Source organism: Endozoicomonas sp. 8E (genome assembly GCF_032883915.1).
In the GTDB taxonomy this organism is placed as follows: Bacteria; Pseudomonadota; Gammaproteobacteria; order Pseudomonadales; family Endozoicomonadaceae; genus Endozoicomonas_A.
In genome coordinates this window covers 4,434,968-4,459,328 of the sequence record NZ_CP120717.1, presented here as the reverse complement: position 1 = coordinate 4,459,328, position 24,361 = coordinate 4,434,968, and the positions used below count along the sequence as shown (strand labels likewise).

Annotated in this window: 25 protein-coding genes and 2 pseudogenes; 21 read left to right on the top strand and 6 right to left on the bottom strand. The window is 46.2% G+C overall.

Annotation, left to right across the window (positions count from 1 at the left end; all coding sequences use genetic code 11):
- The first annotated feature begins 59 nt into the window (after positions 1 to 59).
- The 4 genes from P6910_RS14630 to P6910_RS14615 are packed head-to-tail and all read left to right on the top strand — an operon-like array spanning position 60 to position 5,000.
- Positions 60 to 1,043: an ATP-grasp domain-containing protein gene (locus P6910_RS14630; protein ID WP_317142019.1), complete on the top strand. Its 984-nt coding sequence runs from the start codon at positions 60 to 62 to the stop codon at positions 1,041 to 1,043.
- Positions 1,040 to 1,714, top strand: coding sequence for an HAD family hydrolase (locus P6910_RS14625; RefSeq protein WP_317142018.1), 675 nt, complete (start codon positions 1,040 to 1,042; stop codon positions 1,712 to 1,714). Before P6910_RS14630 ends, P6910_RS14625 begins: the two co-directional genes overlap by 4 nt.
- 52 nt (positions 1,715 to 1,766) lie before the next feature.
- On the top strand, positions 1,767 to 2,951 hold the full coding sequence (locus P6910_RS14620) for a DegT/DnrJ/EryC1/StrS aminotransferase family protein (RefSeq protein WP_317142017.1): 1,185 nt from the start codon (positions 1,767 to 1,769) through the stop codon (positions 2,949 to 2,951).
- Positions 2,952 to 2,969: 18 nt separating this feature from the next.
- A complete protein-coding gene (locus P6910_RS14615; protein ID WP_317142016.1) occupies positions 2,970 to 5,000 on the top strand; it encodes a nucleoside-diphosphate sugar epimerase/dehydratase in 2,031 nt (676 codons plus the stop codon).
- A 161-nt stretch (positions 5,001 to 5,161) separates the two neighbouring features.
- Here P6910_RS14615 and P6910_RS14610 read toward each other — a convergent pair whose 3' ends face one another.
- Both P6910_RS14610 and P6910_RS14605 read right to left on the bottom strand, forming a co-directional pair.
- Positions 5,162 to 5,614, bottom strand: a complete 453-nt coding sequence (locus P6910_RS14610) for a hypothetical protein (protein ID WP_317142015.1) — start codon at positions 5,612 to 5,614, stop codon at positions 5,162 to 5,164.
- Positions 5,611 to 5,925, bottom strand: coding sequence for a type II toxin-antitoxin system HigB family toxin (locus tag P6910_RS14605; protein ID WP_317142014.1), 315 nt, complete (start codon positions 5,923 to 5,925; stop codon positions 5,611 to 5,613). The genes P6910_RS14610 and P6910_RS14605 overlap by 4 nt, the downstream gene beginning before the upstream one ends.
- A 298-nt stretch (positions 5,926 to 6,223) precedes the next feature.
- On the opposite strand from P6910_RS14605, the pseudogene P6910_RS14600 reads away from it, so the two are divergent.
- The 6 genes and pseudogenes from P6910_RS14600 to P6910_RS14575 all read left to right on the top strand — a co-directional run.
- Positions 6,224 to 6,379 (top strand): annotated as a pseudogene (locus P6910_RS14600) (DegT/DnrJ/EryC1/StrS family aminotransferase); the annotation flags it as partial.
- 639 nt (positions 6,380 to 7,018) lie between these two features.
- On the top strand, positions 7,019 to 7,303 hold the full coding sequence (locus P6910_RS14595) for a ComEA family DNA-binding protein (protein WP_317142013.1): 285 nt from the start codon (positions 7,019 to 7,021) through the stop codon (positions 7,301 to 7,303).
- Positions 7,304 to 7,415: 112 nt separating this feature from the next.
- Positions 7,416 to 7,913, top strand: coding sequence for a CvpA family protein (locus P6910_RS14590; protein WP_317142012.1), 498 nt, complete (start codon positions 7,416 to 7,418; stop codon positions 7,911 to 7,913).
- 175 nt (positions 7,914 to 8,088) lie between these two features.
- Positions 8,089 to 9,600, top strand: a complete 1,512-nt coding sequence (purF, locus tag P6910_RS14585; RefSeq protein ID WP_317142011.1) for an amidophosphoribosyltransferase — start codon at positions 8,089 to 8,091, stop codon at positions 9,598 to 9,600.
- A 303-nt stretch (positions 9,601 to 9,903) separates the two neighbouring features.
- A pseudogene (locus tag P6910_RS14580) lies at positions 9,904 to 10,233 on the top strand (transposase); the annotation flags it as partial.
- A gap of 29 nt (positions 10,234 to 10,262) precedes the next feature.
- Positions 10,263 to 10,514, top strand: coding sequence for a hypothetical protein (locus P6910_RS14575; protein ID WP_317142010.1), 252 nt, complete (start codon positions 10,263 to 10,265; stop codon positions 10,512 to 10,514).
- A 393-nt stretch (positions 10,515 to 10,907) separates the two neighbouring features.
- Here P6910_RS14575 and P6910_RS14570 read toward each other — a convergent pair whose 3' ends face one another.
- The gene (locus P6910_RS14570; protein WP_317142009.1) at positions 10,908 to 11,732 is read right to left on the bottom strand and encodes a hypothetical protein; all 825 of its coding nucleotides are present in this window, start codon (positions 11,730 to 11,732) and stop codon (positions 10,908 to 10,910) included.
- Positions 11,733 to 11,998: 266 nt separating this feature from the next.
- Positions 11,999 to 12,409 carry a lipocalin family protein gene (locus tag P6910_RS14565; RefSeq protein WP_317142008.1) on the bottom strand — a complete coding sequence of 137 codons (411 nt, stop codon included), beginning with the start codon at positions 12,407 to 12,409 and terminating at the stop codon, positions 11,999 to 12,001.
- A 10-nt stretch (positions 12,410 to 12,419) separates the two neighbouring features.
- Here P6910_RS14565 and P6910_RS14560 point away from each other — a divergent pair, with 10 nt between their 5' ends.
- Positions 12,420 to 12,785 (top strand): hypothetical protein, encoded by a 366-nt coding sequence (locus P6910_RS14560; protein WP_317142007.1) that lies wholly within the window; start codon positions 12,420 to 12,422, stop codon positions 12,783 to 12,785.
- A gap of 115 nt (positions 12,786 to 12,900) precedes the next feature.
- Complete coding sequence (locus P6910_RS14555; protein WP_317142006.1) at positions 12,901 to 13,446, top strand: hypothetical protein; 546 nt, start codon at positions 12,901 to 12,903, stop codon at positions 13,444 to 13,446.
- A gap of 387 nt (positions 13,447 to 13,833) precedes the next feature.
- On the opposite strand, the gene P6910_RS14550 is transcribed toward P6910_RS14555, so the two are convergent.
- A complete protein-coding gene (locus P6910_RS14550) occupies positions 13,834 to 14,124 on the bottom strand; it encodes a hypothetical protein (RefSeq protein WP_317142005.1) in 291 nt (96 codons plus the stop codon).
- Between the two features lie 196 nt (positions 14,125 to 14,320).
- Positions 14,321 to 14,848: a DUF2062 domain-containing protein gene (locus tag P6910_RS14545; RefSeq protein ID WP_317142004.1), complete on the bottom strand. Its 528-nt coding sequence runs from the start codon at positions 14,846 to 14,848 to the stop codon at positions 14,321 to 14,323.
- 329 nt (positions 14,849 to 15,177) lie between these two features.
- Between P6910_RS14545 and P6910_RS14540 the strand changes: the two genes are divergently transcribed.
- The 9 genes from P6910_RS14540 (at position 15,178) to P6910_RS14500 (ending at position 24,129) form a co-directional block, all read left to right on the top strand.
- Positions 15,178 to 17,634: a DNA internalization-related competence protein ComEC/Rec2 gene (locus P6910_RS14540; protein ID WP_317142003.1), complete on the top strand. Its 2,457-nt coding sequence runs from the start codon at positions 15,178 to 15,180 to the stop codon at positions 17,632 to 17,634.
- Positions 17,635 to 17,765: 131 nt separating this feature from the next.
- Complete coding sequence (locus tag P6910_RS14535) at positions 17,766 to 18,395, top strand: MotA/TolQ/ExbB proton channel family protein (RefSeq protein WP_317142002.1); 630 nt, start codon at positions 17,766 to 17,768, stop codon at positions 18,393 to 18,395.
- Entirely contained in the window at positions 18,395 to 18,823 is a 429-nt protein-coding gene (locus P6910_RS14530) for a biopolymer transporter ExbD (RefSeq protein ID WP_317142001.1), read from the top strand. The genes P6910_RS14535 and P6910_RS14530 overlap by 1 nt, the downstream gene beginning before the upstream one ends.
- A gap of 98 nt (positions 18,824 to 18,921) precedes the next feature.
- Positions 18,922 to 19,983, top strand: a complete 1,062-nt coding sequence (lpxK, locus tag P6910_RS14525; RefSeq protein WP_317142000.1) for a tetraacyldisaccharide 4'-kinase — start codon at positions 18,922 to 18,924, stop codon at positions 19,981 to 19,983.
- Positions 19,964 to 20,185, top strand: coding sequence for a Trm112 family protein (locus tag P6910_RS14520; protein ID WP_317141999.1), 222 nt, complete (start codon positions 19,964 to 19,966; stop codon positions 20,183 to 20,185). The genes lpxK and P6910_RS14520 overlap by 20 nt, the downstream gene beginning before the upstream one ends.
- Complete coding sequence (kdsB, locus tag P6910_RS14515; protein WP_317141998.1) at positions 20,185 to 20,976, top strand: 3-deoxy-manno-octulosonate cytidylyltransferase; 792 nt, start codon at positions 20,185 to 20,187, stop codon at positions 20,974 to 20,976. Before P6910_RS14520 ends, kdsB begins: the two co-directional genes overlap by 1 nt.
- A gap of 25 nt (positions 20,977 to 21,001) precedes the next feature.
- Positions 21,002 to 21,484 (top strand): low molecular weight protein-tyrosine-phosphatase, encoded by a 483-nt coding sequence (locus tag P6910_RS14510; protein ID WP_317141997.1) that lies wholly within the window; start codon positions 21,002 to 21,004, stop codon positions 21,482 to 21,484.
- Positions 21,485 to 21,487: 3 nt separating this feature from the next.
- A complete protein-coding gene (gene murB, locus P6910_RS14505; protein ID WP_317141996.1) occupies positions 21,488 to 22,501 on the top strand; it encodes a UDP-N-acetylmuramate dehydrogenase in 1,014 nt (337 codons plus the stop codon).
- Positions 22,502 to 22,671: 170 nt separating this feature from the next.
- A complete protein-coding gene (locus P6910_RS14500; protein WP_317141995.1) occupies positions 22,672 to 24,129 on the top strand; it encodes a L,D-transpeptidase family protein in 1,458 nt (485 codons plus the stop codon).
- Positions 24,130 to 24,361: the final 232 nt, after the last annotated feature.

Below are 24,361 nucleotides of genomic sequence, written 5' to 3'. Positions count from 1 at the left end.
TATTCTGCTGTTTGTCAGCCAGACTTTTACATGTGCTGATTATTAAATATCGATATTCTATGAGCGAATTTAATATACTTTTTTCTGCTGCTGGTCGGCGTGTTTCCCTGATCCGTCATTTTAAAAAAACGCTGTACGAGATGGGAATTACCGGGGCAGTTTTTGCTGCAGATGCTGGTAAGTCAGCCCCGGCATCTTTTGTTACTGATCACCGTGTGCAAGTTCCCAGAGTGTCATCACCTGATTATATTCCTGAGTTGTTATCTCTCTGTGAGAGGTTGAAGATTCGTCTGTTGATATCCCTTATCGATACAGACCTGACTTTGCTATCACAACATAAAGCCAAGTTCATAGATGTGGGTACAGAGGTATTAGTCTGTGATCCTGCAACCAATGAGATCTGTTTCGATAAGAATAATACTTGGCAATTTTTTACTGATAACGAAATTGATACTCCCAAGGTGTTCTCTGAAAACGAGATTCAGAACCTGAATGCATCGGACTTCCCTTTGCTTGTAAAACCTTGGGATGGAAGTTGCAGTATTGGTGTTAATAAGGTGAACAGTTTAGAAGAACTGCACTTTTTCAGGCAGTATGTGAAAAATGCCATTGTCCAAGAATACATTCAGGGAGATGAATATACCTGTGATGCCTATGTAGATTTTAATGGACAAGTTCGCTGTGTTGTGCCCCGAAAGCGCCTGGAGACAAGAGCAGGGGAAGTCAGTAAAGGTTTGACCGTTAACGATGCTGACATTATCGAAGCAGTAAATAATGTCGTAGCCAAGTTGCCTCATGCTGCAGGTTGTATGACGGTACAATGCTTTAAACAAGCAGATGGTCGAATCTGTTTTATTGAGATTAACCCTCGTTTCGGTGGTGGTCACCCTCTCAGTTTGCATGCTGGTGCTGATTTCCCAAAATGGATTATTCAGGAGCTCACCGATCAGGTATGTGAAGCCCGGCAGGATGCCTGGCAGGATGATCTGGCTATGCTTCGTTATGATGATGAGATTATTGTCCGTGGAGAAGATATCCGTTGATTAAAGCAGTAGTTTTTGATCTGGATGACACTCTATATCCAGAACATAGGTATGTAGATAGTGGATTTAAGGCTGTTGATCAGTTTCTTACAGAGAATTATAATTTGATAGGTTTCTATGAAGTGGCTAGTCTGTTATTTTCTAAGGGTTCTCGAGGGTATGTATTCAATGAAGCCTTGGAATCTTTAAGCTTTTCACATGATGATGCTTTTATAAAGCTGTTAGTTTCAGTTTATAGAAATCATAACCCTGATATTAAGTTAGACGAAACGACACAGAGAGTTTTAGATTACATATCAAGATTCTATAAAACTGCATTAATTACTGATGGCTATCAGGTCGCTCAGAAGAAAAAAATTGAATCACTCAATATTGGTACTTACTTTGATCATATCTGCATTACAGATGTGCTTGGTAAGGAGTATTGGAAGCCTCATGAGATCTCCTACAAAAAAACAGAAGAATTTTTAAATGTTGCGCCTGAAGAATGCGTTTATGTCGGTGATAACCCTACTAAAGACTTTGTGACGCCAAATCGTCTTGGTTGGAAAACCATTCAGATATTGACTGAGAAAGGTGAGTACTGTTCGATGGATGTAGATCAGGCTTTTCAAGCTCATATAAAAATAGATTCATTTTTTTTCCTTAAAAATGTCTTGGGATATCTATAAGTCGTACTCTTAATATAAGATATACTTCGTCTTAAAATAAAAGACTCTTTAAATGCTAAATACTCCATTCTCTCCTTGGCCTTCTTTCACGGAAGAAGAGGCCTCAGCTGTCACCCAAACCATACTCTCTAATAAAGTTAACTACTGGACTGGAACTCAAGGTCGAGAATTCGAAAAAGAATTTGCTAGTTGGTGTGGCGCAAAACATGCTGTAGCTGTAGCTAACGGAACCCTAGCTCTTGAACTTGCCTTGAAAGCTCTGGATATCAAATCTGGTGATGAAGTAATTGTTACATCCCGTACTTTCCTTGCATCAGCCAGTGCTATTGTTTTGTCAGGTGCTATTCCAGTATTTGCTGATGTGGACCGAGACTCCCAGAATATAACTGCAGAAACCATTCAAAAGGTTCTAACACCTAAAACGAAGGCTGTTATCTGTGTACATCTGGCAGGTTGGCCTTGTGAGATGGACGACATTATGGATTTAGCTGACCGCCATAGCCTGTTTGTAATTGAAGATTGTGCTCAGGCTCATGGTGCTTCATATAAGGATAAAAGTGTTGGCTCTATTGGCCATATTGGTGCCTGGTCTTTTTGTCAGGATAAGATTATGACAACGGGCGGAGAGGGAGGTATGGTGACGACCAATGATGAAGCTTTATGGAAAAAAATGTGGTCTTACAAAGATCACGGTAAGTCTTATGATGCGGTTTACAATACTGAGCATCCGCCGGGCTTTCGGTGGCTTCATGAGTCATTCGGTACCAACTGGCGGCTGACAGAAATGCAGTCAGCTATAGGCCGTATTCAGCTTCAAAGGATGCCAGAATGGAACAGGAAACGTCAGGCCAATGCAGAAGCTATAAGAGAGGTGTCTCTAGAATTTGCAGCTTTGCGGCTACCTGAAGTTCCGCAGTATATTAGACATGCATTCTATAAATATTACCTTTTTGTTCAGCCTGAAAAACTAAAAGAAGGCTGGACAAGAGATAGGGTTGTTGCTGAAATTCAATCCAGAGGTGTTCCTTGCTTGCATGGTTCTTGTTCAGAAATTTATATGGAGAAAGCATTTGACAATACCGGGCTTCAACCGGCGCAACGACTTCCAGTAGCTCAAGAACTAGGAGAGAGTAGTCTGATGTTTCTTGTTCATCCAACCCTAAAAGATGGCGAAATAAATAAAACTCTGGAAGTTCTTCGCGAGGTTATGCGCCATGCCTCACAAGTCGAACTTTAACCTTTGGGTTTGATAAAAATGCGCAACACACTGCTCTCACTCCCACGCTCAGGCAAACGGCTGGTCGCATTGCTATTCGATTCAATAGCAATAATCTTCTGTCTATGGATGGCGTTTTATATACGCCTGAGCATGGTGGATTCATTCACTCGATATTATCCTGCGTTTATCATTGCTATAGCGGTCACTTTGCCCTTCCTGGTGAAAATGGGACTTTATAGAGCTGTCCTCCGGTACATGGGCTCAGACTCTCTTATCGTCATCTTTAAAGCCTGTTCCTATGCTGCTATCTGCCTGATGTTGGCTGGGTTTCTTTCCGGTCAGGCTCATCTTCCCCGGTCCATACCCTTTATATATTGGCTCCTCTTGCTACCGACAATGATTATCTCTCGCTATCTGATCAGAAGCTGGTTATTAGAGGAATCTATAGCAGATATTTTTCCTGAATTTTTTCCACGCAGGGAACGCCACTCACGCCGGGGAGTTCCTGTCGCCATTTATGGCGCAGGTGCTGCAGGTGTGCAGGTAATGTCCGCTTTAGACAAAGGGATTGAATACCAGCCAGTCGCTTTTTTAGATGACAAAAAGGACAATGCTGGTCGTGCTATTCAAGGGAGGCGCATTTACCGACCCTTAAGTTTCGAGCAGATGGTTCAGGAGACAGGTGTTCAGGAGGTGTTACTGGCTATTCCCTCTGCGAGCAGGCAAAGACGAATGGAGATAGTTCATACTCTTGAACAACATGGTCTACCTATTCGAACTATACCCGCGATGGCTGACCTGGCCAGCGGTCGCATGAAAATGCAGGAAATTCAGCCAGTTGATATTGGTGATGTGCTCGGAAGAGATGAGGTAGAGCCAAGGCAAGAGCTTTTGGAGAAATGTATCACCGGTAAGGTTGTCATGGTGACTGGGGCAGGAGGTTCTATCGGTTCTGAACTCTGTCGTCAGATTCTTAAAAAGAAACCTTTATGTCTTGTGCTTTATGAACACAGTGAGTTCAGCTTATATTCTGTTGAGCAGGATTTGATAAAGACGCAAAAGAGTACCAATGACTGTAAAGCGGTTCAGCTTGCGGCAGTGCTGGGTTCGGTCAACAATCCGGATCGATTAATTGAGACCTTGCGAAGATTTGCTGTGAATACGGTTTATCATGCTGCTGCCTATAAACACGTACCTATCGTTGAACAAAATATTGAAGAAGGTTTACGCAATAATACTTTGGGTACGCTTTATACGGCACAAGCCGCCATTGTTGCTCAGGTAGAACGTTTTGTTCTGATATCTACTGATAAGGCGGTACGTCCCACCAATGTTATGGGTGCCTCAAAGCGTCTGGCAGAAATGGCTTTGCAGGGGTTGGCTGATGAACGTTCGGTGAATCTGTTCCATTCCGACAGGTTTGGCTTTCGGCCAGAAACAAAAATACCCGTTAATACCTGTTTTACAATGGTGCGGTTTGGAAATGTATTGGGCTCGAGTGGTTCAGTTATACCAGCGTTTCGTGAGCAGATTCGGGTCGGTGGCCCTGTGACGGTGACTCACCCAGACATTAATCGTTATTTTATGACGATTCCTGAGGCTGCACTTTTGGTGATTCAGGCCGGTGCGATGGCCAGCGGAGGGGAGGTCTTTGTGCTGGATATGGGGAAGCCTGTCAAAATAGCCAACCTGGCAAAGCGTATGATTAATTTATCTGGCTTAACCCTGAAGGATGAAAGTAACCCTGAAGGCGATATTGAAATTGTCTACACAGGATTACGCCCTGGTGAAAAGCTCTATGAAGAACTGCTGATTGGAGACAATGTGACAGGTACCAGTCATCCTAAAATCAGTATGGCTATGGAAAGCAAAGAATTATGGAGTAACTATAGGCTGGCCCTGGAAACTGTTTTCGAAGTAGCAAGAAATGGGCGTTTTACCGATCTGAGAAATCTGCTTTCCAGCTGTGTAAATGGTTTTAATCCAACCTCTGATGTGGTGGATTGGATGGATCAGTCCAGACAAGCTGAATCAAAACCAGAGCGAGGAGTTTTGAACTACCATTGAGCTGTCGTTTGCTATGATGTTTGCTTAATCCCTGTCCATATTGAACGGCTCATATTTTTGAAATGATCGGTGAGCCAGATACAAAATGCTACGAAAAATCCACTGTTATCCGTTGATGAATATTTAGAGTCTGAAAAGACGGCTGTTTAGAACAACGACAATCAATGCTCCTCATGCTCCAGAAAAAGAGTCACCGGCAAATCAAACCGTTTAGCCAGGCTTTGCATCTGTCGCAGGTTCAGCGGTCGCTTGCCGTTTAATACTTCCGAAACAACACCCTGGCTGCCGATCTCAGGCAGTTCGGCCTGAGTCAGGCCGTGCTGGCGAATTAATACTTTGATCAGGGCAATTGTGCCATCCTGTTGGTCCCACTGGGAAAGCACCGGGTCTGTCTGGTATTCATAGTGCTCTATTTTCTGGGCGATCATATCCAGAAGGAGATTTCTGGGATCATTCGGGTTATCGCCGATGGTTCTGTACAGCAGTTCCGTAGCATCTAGGGCCTGTTGATATTCGTTTTCGTTATTGATGCCTTCCAGAAAGGGGGCAACTTCCAGTAAATGCTGAAAACGTCGGGTTAATTCGGCCATGCCTTTTGAATCGTTCAGGTTCACAGACTTCCTCCTTTTCGGCAGCGTTTGGTGATTTCATCGTAGCCCTTGTGGTCAACAATGTGCTTTACAAAGAGCTTCTGATTCTTAAAGTAAACAATGCCAACCAGCCGGATGTGGTTACCGGCAATATCGATGACATAGGCATCTTTGTCATAACGAAAACGCTCTGTCGTTTTGAAGATCTGTTTTAAGGAATGAATATCCACAAAGCTGCGTTTATTCAATACCAGGTAGGTTTCCATAATGGCCCCGGCGTGCTGCGGGTACTTTCTTGCCGCTTCAGAGAACTTTCGCTTTGCAATGATATGCATTGTTAACCTTATATCTCAATTTGAGATTTTGCAATTTTTACCGTCAATCCTTTTGGTATTTCATAGTAGTCCAGATAAAGCCGCTGTTCGTTTCCCGTTGTCCTTAACCCGTTAAGCATTTTTTCTTATCTTTTTCAGATAACGGTCTACGGGAAGCGGATAGTGAGATTTGCCATTAATTTAATGACTCAGTTTGAAAAAAAACATGCTAAACAGCCCTTTTCCCCCTGACCTTCCTATACGCAGGAAGAGGCCGATGCGTTCAGCCGTGTAGTGTTGTCCAATAAAGTCATGGAGTGTTGGCCACATCGGTGCCTGATCATTCTGCAAGGACAAGATTATGACCACCGGCGGTGAAGGTGGCATGGTCACCACCAATGATGAAGTGTTATGGAAAAAAATGTGGTCGTATAAAGATCACGGTAAGTCTTATGATGCGGTTTATAATACTCAGCGGGTAACCCTGAAGGCGATATTGAAATTGTCTACACAGGAACGCCCCGGTGAAAAGCTCTATGAAGAGCTGTTGATTGGAGACAATGTGACAGGTACCAGTCATCCTAAAATCAGTATTGCTATGGAAAGCAAAGAATTATGGAATAACTATAGGCTGGCCCTGGAAACTGTTTTCGAAGTGGCAAGGAGTGGGCGTTTTACCGATCTAAGAGATCTGCTTTCCAGCTGTGTGAATGGTTTTAATCCAACCTCTGATGTGGTGGATTGGATGGATCAGTCCAGACAGTCTGACTCACGACAAGAGAGGCAATCCCTCAAATATCATTGACCATTAGGGAACCGTTCTTAGCTCTATGCGCCCAATAGAGTAGATCCAATAGAGTCTTTGTCATTTTCCCAGGCGGTCTAATGAGTCTATTGAAAATGGTCAGAATACTGACATGGATTTTTAATTGGGTACATTGTCGACATCATAACTGGATGCAGAAAAAACAGTGACTTACGGGAAATTACTGGAAGCGAGAAGATTTATTTAAATTTATTGCTTTAGCTTTTTCTAAAAGCAGTCTAAAACTGGAAATAACGGTTTTGGAAATATCCGAAGCCAAATTTAAATAATCAATAAGGAAGTTTGATTATGAATAATTTTTTCCCAGCCCTCGCTCTTTCCAGTCTTTTGATGTTCTCTGCAGGCTCATTTGCCAATAGCGACGAAAAAGAATGGGTCGTTAATGTCAACACAGCCACCGTTCAAGAACTGGACGAAAAGCTTATAGGTGTAGGCCGACGAACAGCAGAAGAGATAGTAAAACACCGCAAAGCACATGGTCCTTACAAGAATATGGATGACCTTGATCAGGTGAAGTTCATCGGTGAAGCCTTTATGAAGAAAAACGAATCCAGAATAATTTTTGAAGAGTAGGTACTCAACACACAAAAAAGCCCGTCCATAGAGACGGGCTTTTTTGTGTGTTGAGTACCTGTTCCAAAACCGATAATCTGACCTGAATAAAGACTAATGCAGGAGTTTTCCTTTGACGTTTACCTGGATCGACTGGGTCATTGTGGCCATAGTTGCTGTGTCCTCTCTTATCAGCCTTAAACGTGGCTTTTTCAAGGAAGTCCTTTCTCTTCTGACCTGGGTAGTGGCTATTTTTGTAGCCTGGACTTTTAACGGCAGTGTTGCCAACTTGCTGACCCAGTATGTAGAGACCCCATCAGTTAGAGTAATTTCCGCATCAATCCTGCTTTTTGTCGCAACCCTACTGGTGGGTGGGTTAGTGAATCGATTGTTTGCAGAATTGGTGGAAGCCACTGGCCTTACTGGGACTGACAGGGTGCTGGGTATGGTTTTTGGGGGGCTCAGAGGCTGCCTGCTTGTGGTGCTTGTGGTGGGATTAATGACATTTGCCCCATTAGAGAATGACGAAGCATGGCAAGATTCGGTATTATTGCCCCACTTTTTGCTGCTTGCAGACTGGTCCAGGCAAACAGTGGTCCAGTGGGTTGGACCTGTGCTGCAAGCTGGTTGAAATAATCTCTGAAAGCTTTCCGGGAACAGGCAAACGTCCAGGTGGGGCTTTCAATGAACTCTTGAGAAAAAATAGGCTCTAAAGACAGCCAAAAGCATAAAATGCGGGGAGAGCTGATTTTCAGGTTAACCTGCCATAGCTTTAGAGCCGCTGATCCAGCCTGAGGATGTGATAAATGTGTGGAATTGTCGGTATTTCGGCGACAGTGAATGTTAACCAGCTGTTGTTCGATGCGCTGACCGTGCTTCAGCACAGGGGGCAGGACGCAGCCGGAATGGTAACTCTGGGGGGAGGGCATTTTTATCTGAGAAAAGATAACGGGCTGGTCCGTGATGTCTTCAGAACCCGGCATATGAAAAAACTGGTAGGGAATATGGGCATCGCTCATGTTCGTTATCCTACTGCGGGTACTTCCAGCTCAGCCGAAGCCCAGCCCTTCTATGTGAACTCTCCCTATGGGATTGCCCTTGCCCATAACGGAAATCTCACCAATGCCCAGAGCATCAAGCAAGAGCTCTTTGAAGCAGATCTTCGCCATATCAATACCAGTTCTGATTCGGAGATTCTGTTGAATGTCTTCGCCCATGAACTGGAACAGTCTGGCAAGTTGCAGCCCAGTCCGGAAGATTTTTTTCAGGCGGTTCGTCGCGTCTATGAGCGTTGTGAAGGGGGTTATGCTGTCGTTGCTATGATCAATGGTCACGGTATTATTGGTTTTCGTGACCCTTATGGTATTCGCCCCCTGATCTACGGTAAACGAGAAAGCGAGAAAGGCACAGAATATATGATGGCTTCTGAATCCGTCGCCCTGAGTGCCTCTGGTTTTGAAGTAATCCGTGATGTTGAGCCAGGCGAAGCGGTATTTATAGACTCAAATAATCAGCTGCACAGCTTCCAGTGTGTCCAGGGCACCAAGCACCCTTGTATGTTTGAATACGTCTATCTCGCTCGCCCTGACTCAATTGTGGATGGTATTTCTGTCTACCAGGCGCATCAGAGAATGGGGCAGATCCTTGCCAACAAGATTCTCAGAGATTGGCCAGAGCACGATATTGATGTTGTCATGCCCATTCCTGATACCAGCCGAACATCGGCACTGGAGATTGCCAACCGGTTGGGGCTTCCTTACAAAGAAGGCTTTGTTAAAAACCGCTATATCGGTCGAACCTTCATTATGCCTGGTCAGGAAGTCCGGGAAAAATCCGTTCGTCAAAAACTCAGTGCGATTCAACAGGAATTTGAAGGCAAGAATGTGCTGTTGGTTGATGACTCTATTGTCAGAGGCACAACCTGTCAGCAGATTATTGAAATGGCCAGAGACAGTGGTGCCAAGAAAGTCTATTTTAGCTCTGCTGCCCCTGCGATTCGCTATCCCAATGTTTATGGGATCGACATGCCGACATCAGAAGAGCTTATAGCCTACGATCGGACTGATAAGGAAATTGAGCAGGAAATCGGGGCAGATCGTCTGATCTTCCAGGATTTGGATGATCTAAAGAAGATCGTTTCTTCGTTGAATCCCGAGATTACCGACTTCGACTGTTCTGTTTTTGATGGTAAATACATTGCTGGCGGTATCGACAGTGAATATTTGAGTCGTCTTGCGGCCAGCAGGAACGAAGAAACCCGGGCGAATGAAGGAAGCGATTCGATCATTGACCTTCACAATGATGAAGAGCTTGCCTGATTTATCCGCCAACAGCGCCAGTTACCAGAGTCTAGCAGCCTGTCGGACTTAAGACTGTCCTGCTGCGGTTGCAATAAATTGGTCTAAAAATCCCTGTTTCTTCGTCAAATAGCTCGCTATTCTCCTCAGAAACAGAGATTTTTATCCTCAATTTCTTGCAATCCTCGCTACGGACGCTTAAGTCCGACAGGCTGCTAGCCCTTGTTAGACTTGCTGGCAGGGGCTAAACCCGCGGTGTCAGGATAGTTGTCCCGCTCACTGATTAACCAATAAAAGCTAGACAGTGGGCGATGGACGTTGAATATGCTTCGTTTTTCAGAGGAACGTAAATCAGCTGTTTTGAAAAAACTGTTACCACCACACAATTGCTCTGTACCGGACGTTGCCAGAGAGGAAGGTGTCAGCGAACAAACTCTGTATAATTGGCGTAAAAAGCGACGGGACAAAGGATTACCTGTGCCAGGGAACGAACAAAAATCAGAACAATGGTCTGCTGAAAGCAAATTTGCCGTGGTCGTTGAAACCGCTGCTTTGTCAGAAACAGAGTTAAGTGAATACTGCCGTAAAAAAGGGCTTTATCCTCAACAAGTCAAGGAGTGGAAGCACGCTTGTATTTCAGGTGCTGATCAGGCTTCTCAGCGTGCAGACCTGTGCCTGTTTTTTTGTTAGCACAACTTGCGGCTCACGAAGGCTTCAAAGATAAGGGGCTTGCTAAGATTACTCTGATCAAAGCTCTTGAGCACTTATACGACATTAATGCTCATATGAGGGCTTATGCTGTTATTGTTGATTGTTTGAACGATAACATTGCGGCCTTTTATGAACAGTTTGGCTTTGAATCCTTAACGAAGGAAAGTAGTCGAGCGCGTAAGTTCTTGCCTATGAAAACGGTGCAATTACTGTTTGATAAATGATGAAAAATAGTTGCATTCGTTCTTGTTGGTTTTGATGCATATGAGGTAGTTCATTTATCTTTGGAGTTTTTAAAGCGAAAAGGGATTCCCATTGAGATATGCGAATCAAAAGTTCTGAAATCTGCTGAAATGTACAAAGAAGCAATGGAAGAGCTACACTGATTTTCATCTCAAAGATGATTTGATAAATTTAAGTGAGCCTTAAAAAATGCTATATACAGGCTGTAGAAACAAACTATTATTTTCTTTCCTTATCACTCAACGTATCTTGAGCTACTGCATTAGAATTTTTCTTTTCGTCTTTGCTTTAGGCTTGTTGCCGGTAGTTGAACTTTGGCAAGGTATACCATTGGCGCTTAATGCAGTTTATAGGAATCACAGAACAACTGTCTTTTAACGTAGAAGTGAGTAGTTGCGCCTGAAGAAGTTTGTTGCATACCTTACCTGCCGAACTTTAAAACGGTAGAGCATTGCGTGTAAATGAAGGCAAAGAGTGCCTCCATCCCTGAATTGATGAACGCCAGACTTGGCAATAAAGTAAATGTTCCCAACCGCTGAGACAAAGATTCCGTATTTTACTTCGCTGTAATCTTTCGTTTGAAAATAAATAAAATGGTAGGAGTTTATTTCCAGTCGAAGATTGTTGTTAATCCAATTACGGATTTGTTGGCCAAGTTCAGTTATTTCTTCAGGAATAAATTCATGACGCGAATCATTAAGTTGTTGATCATTAAAAGTTGTAGCCTGCAGAAACTCCAGAGTTTGTATATCACCTTGTACAGTTTCCCTGTCCTGAATGGCAAATACAAAATTTGGGTCTATTTCAGTACCTTGACTGTCATTTATTAACAGAGCACCCATGGCATTGAGATACCCTGCCATCAGGCTTTGATCCTGGGGTGTGTTGAACAGCAAAGTGAGAGCTGGGGTTTCAGGCGAGCCACTGGTTGAGGTTGGCATTAATGCCTGATAAAACCCAATACTCAGATGAGAGGGCAGTTTAGCATCGGGACTAATACCTGTTGAGCTTTGCAATCTCAGTGTTGTCATATCAATCAAATTTTTTGGGCTAAATGCCTCAGCCTTGGGGCAGTCACATTCCTGATCTGACTTATCACATTGATTACATGTGTGATTAGCTAAAACGTTTACGGAAAGAAAAAGCAGGCAAGCAATAAATAATATTTGCCAAACAAAGACTTCTTTGTAGTGTTCCATCGGTTGTTCTCTTTTTTATTGATGGCACGATTATAGACAATATTGCTAACTTGCAAGTCTGAAAAGCTGATTGCGACCGTGCTGGCGACCAATGGTAATTTGAGCAATCAAGAACCCTCGCCCAGAGCGAAGCGAGTAGCGGGGAGTGTCAGATATTTGAGTATGTTAAGCATGATCCAGCTGGGTATCGGTGGCTACACTGCCAGCCGAGGGATTGAGAAAGTTGCGAGAAGCATTCTCAGCCCTGACAGTTCAGTTTCTGACTATCACTGTTTGACCCAGATTAACTGGTCAGTATCAAATCCGAGCTTACCGGATTGCTGGATGAACTGTTCTTTTAACTTCTGGCTCACTTCAGGGGTTCGGGACAAAAGCCATAGATAATTCTTGTTATAACCGCTGATAAAAGCGTACTGGTAGCCCTTCTGGTCCAGCTCAAAGATAACATAAGAGCCATAAAAGGGGCCAAAAAAAGAGACTTTTAAATAGCCTTCATCACTTTGTTGAACGAACTTTGCCGTGCCTGTTGCCTGATGGTATTCATCGTCTTTTTCAGAGTAGCCAGAGTTGATCACTTTGACAGAACCATCCCGTTGTAAGGTGTAATCAGCAGTGACCTGGCTCAGTCCTCGCTCAAAGGAGTGATCCAGTCGGGCAATTTCAAACCACTTGCCCATATATTTTTCGATGTCAAAAGGTTTTACTGGCTTTACGCGTTCGGGAATTCCTGTGCAGCCTGAAAGTAGTGCGAACATAGCCAGGCAGGCAATGAGCTTCACAAGTAGTCATCCTCTTTTTATTCATGGTAACGATAAGGGGATTTTAAGGGATTGGAAGCAATTAAACATCTATTGTCGCGAAGATGGAGTTTCACCCCTGTCCAGAAAAGTTCTTTATCATCAGCTTGTTTTCCTGGAATCTTTATCCAATAAAAACGCAGAAGAATTTATAGCACTTTTGCGACAGCAACCACCCTCACGCACCGGGCGGCATCGCCAACGGAGTGATGACTATGGTACTGATGGATTTACGCCAGAATTCAGTGGTTTTTGATCGAGGCGATAATAAACACCCTGTAATAGCACAGCAGACCTTACCTTTCGCCTATCCTGAAGAATCTCGTCGATACGCATTAACGCTCTGATTCCTGACGATAGGGTAATATATCATGAAAAGATACTGGTACAGCCTATGGGCTATTCCACAGCTGGTTTTTGCCATTGGCTTTGAGTTCCCACCTTATCCTGGCTACGACACAATGCCTCCGCCGCATGTATTTGGACAGGCGATTACTCCCTGCGCCATTCCAGCAGGGACCTACAGGCTTGATGCTAAGTATCTGGCCAAATTGCATAACATAGGCATTAACAAACTCCTCCTGAAACTGCATGTGAATCCTGGCGGTCTCATGGTTTTGACCCTGCAACTGGTTCCTGATGGCAGAGAAGAGTATTTTTTGGTCAATCCCTATGGTAACTCAGCGGATTTGGCCAACCTGTGCAATGGCAACCATTTCAGCTTTTGGTTTCAGAACATCAATCTTCATGGGAAGACGCTAAGTGGAGAGATTAATGGTGAATTCATAGGAAAGGGTTCTAAGAGTTATCTGACAGTGCGAGGTGTTGTGGAGAGGTATGATCCTTCATGGCAATCAAAGGTGACTATAAAGCTTTCTAACCATCGAATGACCCTTGCATATCCTTACGTAGAATAAGAGTGGAGCCATGGATGGCTAGGAGCCTGACCGAGAATAGACTGCCCTACGCGGCAACTGCTCCTGCGTTGCTCTAGCTCCTGCATCCATGCAGTCGTGCGGCGGCAGCAAATTGGTCTGAAAATCCGCTTTTGTTCGTCAAATAGCTCGCTATTCTCCTTACAAAACCGAATTTTCATCCTCAATTTTCTGCCGTCCTCGCTACGGGCGCTATTCTCGGTCAGGCTCCTAGTAATAATGATGATGTGAGACTTATGGTTGGGCATGCAGCCACAGCCCTGAACTTTATCCGGTGTATCAATGGGGAGCTTGCTGGAAGGAGAGCTATATGGAGCGGAGCCCCGCACAAACTGCACTTCAGTGGAAGTGCAGCTCAGAAAGTACCGATCAGTTGTCGCTCATATACTGGCTTGGGTCAATGTAGATACCCAGAGAACGTTTGTCGATACGCTTTTCATTGCTCTGCTCTTTATAGCGGAAGACGACAGTATCGCCCACATTGACATCTAAGGTCTTGTCGGCTGAGAGGTACTTATATTCATCATCGGATATGGTCAGTGTGTGGATGTAATAATCGGGCATACCCAGCCAGTCACTGTGTGGGCCTTCGGTGCTGATGTTCTCAAGCACACCGCGACCTTCCAGCTTTGGCTTGCGCTTTTGGAAGCTTCTTTGCATGGCAGTATTTGGATTACCGAGGAGTCAAAAAAAGTTTTCGAAAGGTGAGTGCTCTAACTCATGGCGATAACTATAGGAAGACAGCGATCTCCTGTCCATAGTAATAGAATAAAAATGTCGCATTTTAAGTGAAATTTATCCCTTTATACCCCGGACTGGAATAATGTCCATAAGGGACATTTGGGCAAAGAAGGGCCTATGACTTTTTGCATATTGTACGTTTGCGTCGCTGGCGCCAGTTGTGAACGACATTCCAGCGCCAGTATAGCCTGATCAGCAGGTAGCCAAGAAAACCCAGAATAACACCGGTAACTAATGAGCCCAGATACAGGGGTTTCCAGATTCTGGCCAATTCAACACCCAGGCTATGTGCCGAGAGCTCAAAAGGGGTTTCGCTGATGGGGACATCCAGAATGTAGCATCCCACCTTATAGGTGAAATAAAATATGGCTGGCATAGTGACCGGATTGGTGATCCAGACGAGAGCTACCGAGAGGGGTAGGTTGCAGCGGAATACCACGGCCATAGCAGCAGCCACAACCATTTGGAAAGGGATGGGGATAAAGGCACAAAACACACCCACAAAAAAAGCGCTGGCTGCAGAGCGACGATTCAGGTGCCATAGGTTGGCGTCATGGATAGTGCTGCCCAGAAACCGAAGATGGCGGTTGCCCTTGATGGTTCCCGGATCCGGCAGATAGCGTTTTATCAGTTTCCTCGCCATGTCCCTTAACTGTACTCTTTCTCTGATCTGAGACTGATTTCCAGTCTTCAGTGTGGAAATACCGTTCCATAATTAGCGAATCGAGTTTAGTGATTCACACCTTAAAAGTCGGTCGTCTCCGGTTGTTTTGATCAGGCAATCTTGTGAGCATTTACCACTCAGCCTGTCATTGCCTTGCAGAATTGGTTGGTTGAAAGCCATCTAACCAGCATACCTTTCAGCATAATCCAATCTTGATGACTATGCTGAGAGCCTGATCCAAACGTTAAACTGATCTTGGGTCTGACGTTGGGTTCTCTGCAAAAAGCGCGACATTATGCACTGATTAAATGAAACACACTATCTATCTTCCCACAGCATACTGTAGCTATTTATCGGGAATAGTGCTGACGGTTCTTTTTCCGACAATACCAGGCGATATGTCTATCAGGGTTATCGGCGTCCTGGGCGTGCTGTTGATTATAACCGGGCTGCTGCATGTCATCATGGAGGCTGGAGTCGTCCAAACCCCAGACTCTGTGCCATTAAACAGAGTGTTGAGATTCCGGAGATTTTATAAAGGCTATCGAAGCCTTCGGAGCATTTTGCCAGGTGTTAGTTATCTCCTGAATGGTTTTTCGGTGCCTATTCTCCTTTATGCCGGGTTGGGGTTGATCGGAATCTTTACAGGATTTTTACATGCTGATGGGCTTAAGAAGAGCTGGATCAACACTGAGCAAGAAAGCAGAGCGATGATAGTAACAGGATTTATCTCTGATATTCCTGCTTATCATCCACATCTTACCCGCTTTGATTTTAATGTGAAAACGCTGGAGGGAAAGACTGCCGGGTATCTTAAAAAGATTCGACTCAGCTGGTACCGGGCACCTGAAGTTCAGGCTGGAGAGTTATGGAAATTACAGGTTCGGATCAAGCACCCTCAGGGCAATCGAAGTCCTGGGGCTTTCGACAGAGAGGCCTGGGCAGCCAGAGAGAACATTCAGGCTACGGGTTATGTCAAAACAGGCGAAAAAATAGCGACTTCTGATAGCATGGTTTTCTTCAGAAGCCGCTTTAGAAGTGCTGTGCGAAACTGGCTCTATCAACATTGCAGCGAGCATTCTGCCGGCTTGTTATCGGCGCTGTTAATTGGTGACAAGTCAGGAATCTCTCAGCAGCAATGGCAGTGGTTGAATCAGACGGGTACAACTCATTTAATGGTGATCTCGGGACTGCACATAGGTCTTATGGCGGCTGTAGGTTACTGGCTAATGATGATGCTGGCACAAACAGGCGTTGTTCCTCTCAGGAAGATTACCTTACCCCGATATGCGGCTGGAGCAGGGCTCTTGTTTGCCCTGATGTATGCCTTTATGGCAGGTTTTACGGTACCGGTTCAGAGAGCGCTGGTGATGACCGGTCTGGCATTATCGGGCCCTTTACTGGGTATTAAAGCCAGACCCCTGACGTTGTTCCTGTTGGCGCTTTGTGTCGTATTGTCTATCGAGCCTCTGGCTATAACCAGTGCCGGATTCTGGTATTCCTTTTCGGCGGTGGGTATTTTGCTTTACGGCTGTTGTGGACGGCTTTGCATGAAAGCTGATGACGATGTCAGTATGGGCGCCAGGTCGAAGCTTTGGCTCAGACCTCAATGGCTGGTTTTCCTGATGCTGGCTCCCATGTTGTTATTCAATGAGCAGTCGGTATCTCTGTTTTCACCGCTGATTAATCTCGTTGCGATTCCTGTTATGGGGCTGCTGGTGGTGCCTGCAGCTTTTCTTGCTTTGGCCTTTCAGCCTGTTTTTACTTCGCTCTCTAACGGGATTCTTCATTTTCTGGATGGTACTTTCAGGTTATGGGACATGGGATTGGCCGCTGTATCCTCATTGCCAGTCTTCATACCCGAGGTCAGCATAGGACTGACACAAGTTCTCCTGATGGCAGTAGCCGTATTGATTCTGGCTTCACCCGGAGGGCTTGGGTTGAGGGTGCTTTTCCCCTTTTTTCTTCTGCCTCTGTTTTTCCCCATCAAGGATTATCTTGAAACAGGTGAAGTGAAAGTGGCCGTACTGGATGTGGGGCAGGGTGTTGCAGTGGTCTTGCAAACTCGTCGAAACACACTGCTGTATGATACCGGAGTGGCTTCCAGAGGCCGTTTCAACTCGGTGGATGGTATCATTGTTCCTTACCTTAATCGCTTTGGTATTGACCGGGTGGACCGTGTCATGATTTCCCATGGTGATAATGATCATTCTGGTGGGCTTGACTTGATTCATCAGCGATTCCCTGAAGCAGAGATTATTTCAGGCTCTGCAGTTGCCGGGTTTGAAGGGGCAATGAGCCCCTGTCTGCCCGGAATGAAATGGCAATGGGATGGAGTGGCGTTCGAGGTTTTGTCAGGCAGCCGATTATCGGTTTCTGATAATGAGCGATCCTGTGTTTTGAAAGTGACAGCCGGCACTGAAAAGTTGCTCCTGACCGGCGATATTGGCAAAAAAACCGAGTCTTATTTAATCAGTCAGGTTGAAAATCTTGAGGCAGATTATCTTCTGCTTCCCCATCACGGCAGCCGCTTTTCAGGCTCAAAGGCGTTTCTATCCCAGGTCAACCCATCACAGGTATTGGTGTCATCGGGTTATCGAAATCCATTTGGACACCCGACGGCAGAAACCCTGAGCCGGGTTGAACAACTGGGAGCGGCTCTCTTCAACACGGCCAGTTCAGGAACCCTCAGTTTTGTTATGGGGAAGGAGCCTGAGACCGTGAAAAAGTACAAAAGTCAAAGTGCCAGATACTGGTGGCGCTGAGAAGGGGCTGTCCAATGTTTGCACTTAGGTTGTTAGCAATATTAGAGTTGAGACGCATGTGTGCGTGGTTTTAAGCCGATGCTCTATGATAGAGTCTTTCTATTAAACAGGCTTCTGGAAGGGAATGGGCTGTGTTCGAGTTGGTGAAATCCGGTGGTTGGCTGATGTTGCCAATCCTGCTTAGTTCTGTCATTGCCATGGCGATTATTTTTGAACGTCTCTGGACGCTCAGACCGTCGCGTATTGCACCCAGAAATACTTTGTCTCAGGTCTGGAAGTGGATAAAGAATAATGATCTGGACAGCAAGAAAGTCAGTGGCTTGAGGGGTGGGTCTCCGTTGGGTGAAATCCTTGCTGCAGGCATCAGTAATGCCCGCTATGGCCGCGATATCATGAAAGAAAGTATTGAGGAACAGGCAGGCAGGGTTATCCATGAGCTGGAGCGTTATCTGAATACCTTGGGAACGGTGGCTGCCATTGCCCCTTTGCTGGGCCTGCTGGGCACGGTCATTGGTATGATTGATGTGTTTACAGTGATCATGCTGGAAGGTACAGGAAATGCCGGTGTGCTGGCAGGGGGGATCTCCAAAGCCCTGATCACCACTGCAGCTGGTCTGACCGTTGCGATTCCCAGTCTGATCTTTCACCGTTATTTTACCCGTCGTGTGGATGAACTGGTGGTGACTATGGAGCAGGAAGCCACCAAGCTGGTGGAAGTGCTCCAGGGAGAGCGTAAGCTGAAAGACCGCGAGGGCAAGTGATGAAATTTCGTCGCCAGTCCCGGGAAGAAGTCTCGCTGAACCTGACACCGCTGATTGATGTGGTCTTTCTGTTGCTGATCTTCTTTATGGTCTCGACGACCTTCACCAAAGAGACTCAGTTAGCCATTGATTTACCGGAAGCCAGTGGAGAGCAAAGCGCGTCTGTTGAGAAAACTCAGGTGGAAATTACCATCAGCCGTGAAGGTAATTATGCGGTGAATGGCCAGTCTCTTGTGAACAGTGGTTTGGACACATTGAAAAATGCCCTGGCAAAAGTCAGTGAGGGAGACTCCAATCTGCCTCTTACTATTACGGCAGACGCCAAGACACCTTATCAGTCAGTGGTCACCGCCATGGATGCTGCCGGTCAGCTCGGTTTTGCCAACCTCAGCATGACAACGCGCAAACCGGTAGAATCGGAACAGTAACGGTAAATGAGCCTGAAAGGCCTGTTACCTCTGGTACAAACGCAGTCACTAAAGACTGCGTTGGCATTTTTTTCTTACGAGAGCGACTGACCCCCCCTATGGAAAGCAAGGAATCTCGTCGTTGGCAGGCGGTACTCAGTGACTCGGTTCTCAAGTCATGGTACGGCAGTGGGTGCTGGACCCGACTGTTGCTTCCACTGTCCTTTTTATTCGCTCGAATCGCCCAAAGCCGCCGGGTAAAGCTAGAGCGCTCAGAGCGCTGGCAGTCGCCTGTTCCTGTTATTATCGTTGGCAACATTACGGTAGGGGGCACAGGTAAAACGCCTTTTGTAGCCAGTCTGGTGGCAAAATTAATCCAGCAGGGATTCAAGCCCGGGATTGCCAGTAGGGGCTTTGGAGCCGGTAAGGGCATTCATTTACCCGCGGAAGTATTGCCTGGCTCTGATCCTGCTCTGGTTGGGGATGAACCTGTAATGTTGGCTCAGCAGTTGAATATCCCGATTATGGTTGACCCGGATCGGGTTTCAGCAGCGAAAGCGTTGATTGAAGAGAAAAAGTGTAATCTGGTCATCGCTGATGATGGTCTTCAGCACTATAATCTTGATCGCCACGTTGAATTGGTGGTGATTGATGGCCAGAGAATGCTGGGTAATGGTCTCGTTCTGCCTGCCGGACCTCTCAGGGAACCCCCGGACAGACTCAGGGAAGTGGATCAGGTGCTGATCAATGGCGAGCCCTCCGGGACGCTGGATTGTCACTCTGAACGTTTTTCCCTTGAGCCAGGTGCACTCAAGCCTGTCAATGGGCAAAATACAGACCAGCCTCCTGCCTCCGGAAAAGTACATGCCGTGGCAGGTATCGGTAATCCGGAGCGCTTTTTCAAAACGCTGGAAAAGCTTGGATACGAGGTAATTCCCCATCCTTTTCCCGATCATTATGGGTTCAGGAAAGAAGATTTTCAGTTTCGGGACAATCTGCCTGTTATCATGACGGCCAAGGATGCAGTAAAATGCTCTGCTTTCGCAGAATCCCGTTTCTGGTTTCTGCCGGTCCAGGCAAAGGTGCCTGAGTCGGTTTTTGAACGAATTCTGACACTGATTGAAACTCATGGGCCGCAGAGTCGGCCTGATAAGGATACCCATGGACAAGAAGCTGTTTGAGATTCTGGCCTGTCCCCACTGCAAGGGCGATCTGAAATACGACAAATCAGCGGCTGAGCTGATTTGTCGTCCCTGCGGCATGGCCTATCCCATTCGTGATGGTATTCCTGTTATGCTGGAAAACGAAGCCCGCACCCTGACTGCTGATGAGCGGCTTGAAGGTGGCGGAGCGACACCTTCCCAAGAGGATACGTCAGCCTGATGAGTGCTTCCAATGCTGCATTTACTGTTGTTATTCCTGCCCGATTCAGTTCCAGTCGTCTGCCCGGCAAGCCGCTGATTGATATCTGTGGTAAGCCCATGATTCAGCATGTCTATGAGCGGGCCTGTGAGAGTCACGCCAATCGCGTCATTATCGCGACGGATGATGAGCGTATTGTCAAAGTGGCTGAAAGTTTCGATGCCGAGGCCTGCATGACACTCTCCGGCCATCCCTCCGGAACCGATCGGCTTCAGGAGGTGACCCGCCTTTATGAGATGGGTGACAATGAGGTGATTGTTAATGTGCAGGGGGATGAGCCACTGATTCCGGCAAAAGTTATCGATCAGGTGGCTAATAATCTCATACAGGTTGACTCGGCGGGTGCTGCAACTCTTTCGGAGCCTGTGCGAAATCGGGAAGATCTGTTTAATCCCAATGTGGTCAAGGTAGTGACTGATCATGAAGGGTTTGCTCTTTACTTCAGTCGTGCTCCTGTGCCCTGGGCCAGAGATGAGTTTGCTGACAGTGGTAAAGCTCTGCCCAAGGTGGATATTTTCAGACGCCATATCGGTATCTATGCTTATCGTGTCAACCTGTTGAATCAGTACGTGCAATGGCAACAGAGTCCGGTTGAGTCCGTTGAGTCGCTTGAGCAGTTGCGACTGCTTTGGAATGGTCATCGTATTCATGTGGCCGACGCCATGGAGACACCTCCCCACGGGGTTGATACGGAAGACGATCTTGAAGTGATCAGGGGGCTCATGGAGAACAGGCTGGCAGATATTTCCTGATTGGCAGTCAAGCAAGGGTAAAAGGATGATTCAGGTACTTTTTGTCTGTCTGGGCAATATTTGTCGTTCTCCCACCGCTCATGGTGTGTTTGTTCATTTAGTGGAGCAGGCCGGTTTATCTGGACAGATCGGGGTGGATTCAGCCGGTACCAGTGGCTGGCACAAGGGAGCAGAGCCCGATGGCAGGTCAATGGCAGAAGCTTCACGTCTGGGCTATGACTTGTCGTTTATTCGTTCACGGCAGGTTTCAATCTCTGATTTTGAAGAGTTTGATTATGTGTTGGCCATGGATGAGAGTAATCTCGGTGATTTGCTGGATATCTGCCCGCCTGATTACCGCCACAAAGTACAACTTTTTCTGTCTTTCAGTGATGTTTCTGAACGTGAAGTGCCTGATCCCTATTATGGTGGGGCACAGGGTTTTACCGAAGTGCTCTCTCTGGTTGAGAAAGGAGGGGTGTCACTGTTGGAGCACATCAAACATCATGATCGGAGTGAATTGCGGTAGTTCATGAGAATTCTTGAAAATTATTCCCTCCAGACTCTGAACACCTTTGGTTTCAGAGTCAATGCCCGTTATTTCGTTGATGCCGTTTCGGTTGAGAATCTCCGCGAGGCCATTGTTTTTGCAAGCACAAAGAATCTACCCCTTGTTCCTCTGGGTGGTGGTAGTAATCTGGTGTTAAGTGGTGATCAGGAGGCTCTGTTTGTCCATATCAATATTCCTGGCAAAAAGGTCATCTCCCGAGAAGATGAATGTGTCACTGTGACTGCGGGAGCGGGTGAGAATTGGCATGAGTTTGTCCGCTGGACTCTGTCTGAACAGGCTTTCGGGTTTGAGAATCTCTCCCTGATTCCGGGGAGTGTAGGAGCAGCACCGATTCAGAACATTGGTGCCTATGGCGTTGAAATCAAAGATTACTTCCGGAGTTTGGAAGCACTGGATATCCAGTCCGGAGAACTGAAAAGCTTTTCTCTTGAGGATTGCCGGTTTGGCTATCGTGACTCGATCTTCAAGCAATCAGCTCGAGACCGCTTTATCATCACGTCTGTTTCGTTTGCTCTTGATGCCAGGTGGTCGCCCAGGCTCTCTTATGGCGATTTACAGCAGAAACTAGAGCGGCGCTCAGACGGGAGCCCTGATGCTTTTGCGATCAGTGATGCTGTCTCTGATATTCGCAGGGAAAAATTGCCTGACCCTTTGAAACTGGGTAATGCCGGTAGTTTCTTTAAGAATCCTGTAGTGAATGAAGCACTTTTGAAGAAGGTGCAGGCAGATTACCCTGACATCGTTGCTTATCCCTTTGAAGGCCGCTGGAAGCTGGCCGCTGGCTGGCTGATTGACAGGGCGGGTCTGAAAGGTTTTCGTCAGGGATCGGTAGGCACTTATCACAAGCAGGCTCTGGTACTTGTCAATCATGGTGGAGCAGAGCCCGATGATCTTCTGGGGCTGGCCAGACATATTCAGGCTGAGGTTCATAATAAGTTTGGCGTCGAGCTGGAGATGGAGCCAAGAGTCTATTAATTCCTTTAGCTCTTCCAATAGCGAGTGCCAGTTTTCTGGCATTCCCTTTCCCTTCTGATGATAAAGAAAAACCCATTTTTCAGGCTGTCTACTCTTAAAAAAGTACGAGATGTTTTCTGTTCGATGAAAGCCTTTGATGCAGTGAGGCTTGCACTGTAAATGGAGCTTTCATGCGTGGTTTTCTATCGTTAGTGTTGCCATACCTTTTTGTTAACCTATTGGCTACAGCCGTGTCCGCCGAGGACTGGTTATCAGTCCCTTCAGCATCTTCTGAGCCTGATATCCGAATCAAGAATGAAGGGTATTCACAAGCTGCTTCCAGTGAGCAGTTGATCAGCTGGATGTCGACAGCGCCCCAGCATGGTATTGAATTTCCTCAGAGTCAGTGGTTGCAGCTGGCGATTGATCCCTCCGAGCAGAATGTTCGAAAAGTCGCTTACGAATTTGCGGCTTATCTGGATACCGGGCGACTGGACAGAAGGGTTTATCAGCCTGGGTGGAGAATTGCAGACACAGCTACTTTGCCTGTATTGCAAGAGCATATGGACTCCAACTCGCTTGATATGATTGAGCCCAGGCTGCCGCAATATGAGTTGTTCATGAGAGCACTACAACGGTTTTATTCCTATCTGGAGACAGCTGTTGATCACTTTCCGTCGAGTATGGTGCTGCAAGAAGGCGATCGGCATCCTTCCGTCTTGATTCTGAACCAATGGTTATTTGATCTGGATCTGGCTGATCGTCTGCCGACAGGGTATTACAGTCGATCCCACATGTCAGTGGTCAAGACATTACAGAAGCAGTATCGTATTCGTGCAGACGGATATGTAGGCGAGCGCACTCGTCAGGCTCTGGTTGCATTAACCCTTCAGAGAATCAAAGTCCTGAAGGTGAATATGGAGCGAATGAGGTGGATGCCCAGATCATTGCCTTATCCTCATGTGCTGGTGGATATTGCCGGTTTTAATGTGGCCTGGGTGACGAGTCAAAGAAAACAGAGGCTTTATCGCGCCATTGTTGGTAAGCCTTCTCGGCAGACTCCGATTTTTCAGGAAAGTATAGAGAGTATTACAGTCAATCCATACTGGCGGGTACCTACCTCTATTTCCTCGACTTCGATATTGAAGAGGGCTCAGAAAGATCCTGCATTCCTGAAACGTGAGGGTTTTTCCGTGTATGAGAGTTGGAAGTCAACTGCAAGAGAGCTGGATCCTGACACGATTAACTGGAAAAAATACAATCGCAGAGTCTTTCCCTATCGTCTGGAGCAGAAGCCGGGGAAGGTGAATCCACTGGGCAAATATAAGCTGGACTCTCCCAATGCCTACAGTATTTACCTGCATGATACTGACAAGCCGGATCTTTTCAAGCAATCTGTCAGAGCCTTCAGTTCCGGTTGCACCCGGGTTGAAAATATTGAACATTTAATTGGCAATATTCTTAAAAGCCAGGGAATGGAAAATGAAGTAAGGACTCTGCAAGCCACTTCGGAGACCGGCAAGTTAAAACTCAGAAAGCCTGTTCCACTTTATTTTGTTTACTTCACCGCCTGGCCAGACAGTCGTGGTCGTGTCCGCTTCAGGCAGGATATCTACAATCTGGATGATGCGTTGCTGTCCGGACTCTAGCAGCCTGTCGGACTTAAGACTGTCCTACTGCGGTTGCGATAAATTGGTCTAAAAATTCCTGCTCCCTCGTCAAATAGCTCGCTATTCTCCTCGGAATCAGAAATTCTTATCCTCAATTTCTCGCAATCCTCGCTACGGACGCTCAAGTCCGACAGGCTGCTAGTTACACCACTGGAGACCTTCGAATTTTCTTCGCCACGAGCATTTGAAATTGGTATCCTGAAGGGATTGA